At 68.8% G+C, this 4302-nt stretch carries 4 protein-coding genes and 1 pseudogene; 4 read left to right on the plus strand and 1 reads right to left on the minus strand.

Going from position 1 to position 4302, the window contains the following annotated elements; all coding sequences use genetic code 11:
- From AC1DOC_RS21635 to AC1DOC_RS21650, 4 genes are all read left to right on the plus strand, one after another.
- The coding region (locus tag AC1DOC_RS21635) for an ABC transporter permease (protein WP_478130458.1) at positions 1-869 on the plus strand (869 nt) is incomplete at its 5' end.
- Complete coding sequence (locus tag AC1DOC_RS21640; protein ID WP_412511542.1) at positions 863-1657, plus strand: ABC transporter ATP-binding protein; 795 nt, start codon at positions 863-865, stop codon at positions 1655-1657. The genes AC1DOC_RS21635 and AC1DOC_RS21640, both read left to right, overlap by 7 nt.
- Before the next feature lies 1 nt (position 1658).
- The gene (locus tag AC1DOC_RS21645; RefSeq protein WP_412511541.1) at positions 1659-2825 is read left to right on the plus strand and encodes a c-type cytochrome; all 1167 of its coding nucleotides are present in this window, start codon (positions 1659-1661) and stop codon (positions 2823-2825) included.
- A gap of 29 nt (positions 2826-2854) precedes the next feature.
- Complete coding sequence (locus tag AC1DOC_RS21650) at positions 2855-3820, plus strand: ABC transporter substrate-binding protein (protein WP_412511540.1); 966 nt, start codon at positions 2855-2857, stop codon at positions 3818-3820.
- A 68-nt stretch (positions 3821-3888) separates the two neighbouring features.
- Here the strand turns inward: AC1DOC_RS21650 and AC1DOC_RS21655 are convergent.
- A pseudogene (locus AC1DOC_RS21655) lies at positions 3889-4302 on the minus strand (hypothetical protein); the annotation flags it as partial.

Consider the following 4302-nt stretch of genomic DNA (forward strand, 5'->3'; position numbering starts at 1 on the left):
GCTTCAGCGACTGGGCCTACACCGACGAGTTCGGCATCGCCGCCCTCGCGGTGGGCGCGCTGCTGCTGGCCGCCGCATCGCTCGGGCCGCGCGCCGGCCGCGTTGCACATGCGCTGCGGCCCGCGGGCCCGTGGCTTGTCGCGCTGCCCGTGCTGTTCGCGATCTGGGAGATCGCGACCGCCAAACTCGCGCTGCTGCCCACGCCGTTCTTCGCGCCGCCGCAAAGCCTGGTCGAGACCTACATCGACGACTGGCGCCGGCTCGGAGAAAGCCTGCTGCACTCGACCCGGCTGCTCGCGCATGGCTTCGTGCTGGGCGCGCTCGCGGGCTTTCTCACGGGCGTGACCATCGGCTGGTCGCGCATCGCGGGCTACTGGGTGCATCCGGTGCTGCGCTTCGTGGGGCCGGTGCCGGCTTCGGCGCTGCTGCCGCTGGCGTTCTTCTTCTTTCCATCGAGCTATGCGGCCGCGGTGTTTTTGATCGCACTGGCCACGGGCTTTCCGGTGGCGGTGCTCACCTGGTCGGGCGTCGCAGGCGTCAACCGCAACTACTACGACGTGGCGCGCACCATGGGTGCGAGCGAGCGCTTCCTGGTGCTGCGCGTGGCGATTCCGGCTGCCTTGCCGCRGGTGTTCGTGGGCCTTTTCATGGGGCTGGGCGCGGCGTTCTCGGTGCTCGTCACGGCCGAGATGATGGGCGTGAAGGCGGGGCTGGGCTTCTATCTTTCGTGGGCGCAGGGCTGGGCCTCGTATTCGAACATGTATGCCGCGCTGATCGTGATGGCCGGGCTGTGCTCGGGCTTGATCACGCTGCTCTTCAAGGTGCGCGACCGCGTGCTGTCGTGGCAGAAGGGGACCGTGAAATGGTAGCCACCGCCGTTGCTGAAGCAGGCGTGCGCCAGGCCGGCGCGCAGATCGATATCCGCGGCGTGAGCCACTGGTTCGATGTGCCCGCAGGGCCGCTGCAGGTGCTCGACGACATCGACCTTGCGGTGAAGCCCGGCGAGTTCGTCGCGCTGCTGGGGCCGAGCGGCTGCGGCAAGTCGACGCTGCTGCGCCTGGTGGCCGGGCTCGAGCCCGCCACGGCCGGCCGCATCACGCAGGACGATGCCCTCATCACGCGGCCCGACCCGTCGCGCATCGTCGTGTTCCAGGACCCGACGCTCTACCCCTGGCGCAGCGTGTGGGACAACGTGGCGCTGGGCCTGCAGGCGCGCGGCGTGCTCAAGGCGCAGCGCGGGCGCGTCGACGAGGCGCTGAAGCTTGTCGGCCTCACTGACTTTGCCAAGGCCTTTCCGCACCAGCTCTCGGGCGGCATGGCGCAGCGCGTGGCGCTGGCGCGTGCGCTGGTCAACGATCCGCAGCTGCTGGTGCTCGACGAACCGCTCGGCAAACTCGATTCGCTCACGCGCATCGCGATGCAGAGCGAGCTGGTCAACCTGTGGCAGCGCGCGGGCTTCTCGGCGCTCCTGGTGACGCACGATGTGGAAGAGGCCCTGTTCCTCGCCAACCGCGTGATCGTGCTGAGCGACCGGCCGGCGCGCATTGCGGCGGAGATCGTGGTCGACCTGCCGTATCCGCGGCATCGCGGCCATGCGCGTTTGGCGCAATTGCGGCACGAAGCGTTGCGGCACCTGGGGCTCGACGCCACCTGGTGAGATGAACAGCACGCCCGAGGCCGATTGGCTCAACCTGCTGATCGGCCTGCTGCAAGGCGCCCAGCTGCAGCTGCTGCGCATGCTCGATGCACTCGGGCTCGCGCAGCATGTGCACGGCCAGCCGGCGTGGCCATGGGCGCGGCGGCTGTCGGGCGAGAACCTGCTGATCGACCTGGGGCAGGCGCGCAGCCTCGCCTGGACGCTGGTGTTCGTCGCCGTGGCGGCACTGGCGTTGCTGCTCTCGCTGTTCTGGCGGCGCCCGCGCTACTACCTGCTGACGCTGGTGCCGATGCTGCTGATCGCCGCGCCCTGGCCCGAGTCGCACGTGGTGCTGGTGCCCGCGACGCCCACGAGCTTCCAGGCATCGCCGACAGGCTTCACGGCTGCCTCCATCGCGCAAGGCCGCGTGCTCTACCAGCAGAACTGCGTGGCCTGCCACGGCGCTGACGGCAAGGGCGAAGGCCCGCTCGCCGCTTCGCTGGCGGTGTCGCCGCCGGACCTCAGCGGCCCGCTGCTGTGGCGGCGCGCCGATGGCGATCTGCTCTGGCGCATTCTCCACGGCACGCGCGATGTGCAGCAGGGCGGCCGACCCACGATGCCCGGCTTTGCCGGAAAGCTCGGCGAGGCCGATGCCTGGGCGCTGGCCGACTACATGAAGGCGCAGGGGGCGGGCCAGAGCCTGCGTGCGCTCGGCAACTGGCCGCAGCCCATCGGCCTGCCCGGGATGACGGTGCGCTGCGGCTCGCAGCCGCCGCGATTGCTCGCGAGCTGGCGCGGGCAGCGCGTGCGCATCGTGGCGGGCGATGCAGCGCCAGTGGAAGACCCACGCCTTGTCACCGTGCTGCTGCGGCCGCCTTCGAGCGCTGTTGCATCGGCCGCCGATTGCGTGGCCGACTCCGCTGCTGCGTGGGAGGCGCTGTCGCTCATTGCCGGCACCGATCAACTCGCCGGCACCCAGCTCATTGCCGATCGCGACGGCTGGCTGCGCGCACGCGGTGCGCCCGGCAAGGCAGGCTGGTCGGACGACGACCTGCTGTGTCGCAGCGAGCGCGCGCCCGTCGCGTGGGGGCAGGGCGCTGCCGCACTGCCTGCCGATGGCCTGGGCGCGCTGATCGCCCGCATGGACGCGCAGCCGGTGCGCTTCGTCAAGGGCGGCTTCATCCATTGACCTATTTTTTAACTGAACACGGAGAACCCATGAACCCACATCTCAACCGATCGCGCCGACAGCTCCTCGCACGCGGCCTCGCCGCCGCCGTGGCCTTGCCCGTTTTCTCATTGCAGGCTGGCGCACAGGGACGCCCCGTTCTCAAAGCCGGCGACCAGAAGGGCGGACTGCGCGCGCTGCTCGAAGCGGCCGGCGGACTCGAAGGCCTTGGCTATGACATCCAGTGGTCGGAATTCCCCGCCGCTGCGCCGCTGGCCGAAGCGCTGAACGCCGCGGCGGTCGATTCCGGCCCCATCGGCGACGCGCCGCTCATCTTCGCGCTTGCGGCCGGCACGCGCGTCAAGGCCATCGGCGCGAACCGTTCGGATTCGTACGGCACTGCAGTGCTGGTGCGGCCCGATTCGCCGCTCAAGACCGCGGCCGACCTCAAGGGCAAGAGCATCGCGACCAACCGCGGCTCCATCGGCCACTACGTGACGCTCAAGGCCATCACCGCGGCGGGCCTCAAGCCCGAGGAGGTCAACATCCGCTTCCTTGCGCCGGCCGATGCCAAGCTCGCGCTCACGCAGGGCTCGGTCGATGCCTGGGCCACCTGGGAGCCTTACACCGCGCTGGCCGAGGTCAGCCGCCACGCGCGCGTGCTCGTGAGCGGACGCGGCCTGCTGCCGGGGCTCAGCTACCTCGCGGCCACCGACGCCGCCATTGCCGCCAAGCGGCCGGTGCTGCAGGACTTTCTGCAGCGCGTGGTCAAGGCCCAGCTCTGGTCGTACCGCAACGTCGATGCCTACTCGGCCGCGCTGGCCCGCATCATCGGCATTCCGCCCGAGGCGGCCAAACTGCAGTTCGAGCGCCGCCAGCAGAAGTGGGTGCCCATCGATGCGCAGGTCATCGCCGACCAGCAGGGCACGGCGGATTTCTACCGGCAGGTGGGGCTCATCAGGCAGCCGCTGGATGTGAAGGGGACTTTCGACACGGGGTTTGGCGTGGCGGGTTGAGTGGGGGCGCGGCGCGGTTCAGCATTTCGTTTGGAGTGCGGTGCATGCACCGCAATGTGCAGGCGCATTCATTCCTTGCGCGACATCGCTTCTTGCTGCGCCTCAGACGTTCCCCAGTGTCGGAGGAACTCGATCTCGTCGGCTTTACTGAGCTTGCCCTGTGCCCGGTAGACGAGCGCTGTCATCACGGCACCAGCCTGCACTGGCTTGTCCTCGGGCTCACCAACACCCGAATCGCTTTGCCATTCCTTTGGAAACGTGGGCCACGAGCAGGTGATCTGACTGATCATGTGCATCGTGGTTTCCAGGAAGCGAGGTCTTTGCTCCAGTCGGTATTGCGCACGGCTCGGTTTCCCGCAGTAGGTAGAGTATTCCTGCGGCAAGTAGAGCGGCACCTTTTTGTAGTTGCTCGGTGCATTGGGCGGAATGTTGCCCGTGACGGGACCTTCCTGCATATACAGGCGTATGTACTCCCACAACAG

It is taken from the genome of Variovorax sp. 01T439_2 (genome assembly GCF_056398445.1).